Here is a 534-nt window from a genome sequence, read left to right as displayed (position 1 = left end):
CATGAACTGCTTGAGTAGCATGCCCCATCGGATAAGGGTTTGGCATCACTGCACGGTAATGAGCGATCATGAACTGCTTGAGTAGCATGCCCCATCGGATAAGGGTTTGGCATCACTGCACGGTAATGAGCGATCATGAACTGCTTGAGTAGAATGCCCCATCGGATAAGGGTTTAGCATCACTGCACGGTAATGAGCGAACAATTTCTATTTCATCTAATGAACCCGCGAACGATTGATTTCAATACTGGGTTGTATTTATACGACTTAGGTGATTTTTCCGGATTTTATACCGGTTATATATTGGTCAGCCGTAAATATTTCAATGGCTTATGTATCGCTGTTTTTCCTGACCATCGCCCTCAACATTCTGAACTTGATATGACTGCACAGGCTGACTGTATTGAGTCCGTATTTGAAAATGATATGACTGTACGGCGTGACTATACCGTGTCAGTTTTTGAAACTGACATGACTGCACGGCGTGACTATACCGTGTCAGTTTTTGAAACTGACATGACTGCACGGCGTGAC

At 44.2% G+C, this 534-nt stretch carries 1 protein-coding gene; it reads left to right on the top strand.

The genetic code is table 11. The features are described from left to right. Positions 1 to 192: 192 nt before the first annotated feature. Positions 193 to 534, top strand: a 342-nt coding sequence (locus BCT81_RS01725; RefSeq protein WP_133152488.1) for a hypothetical protein, incomplete at its 3' end; no start/stop codon positions are given.

It is taken from the genome of Vibrio sp. 10N.261.52.A1, assembly GCF_002876325.1.
Taxonomy (GTDB): domain Bacteria; phylum Pseudomonadota; class Gammaproteobacteria; order Enterobacterales; family Vibrionaceae; genus Vibrio; species Vibrio chagasii.
This window is presented reverse-complemented; position numbering and strand designations above follow the sequence as displayed.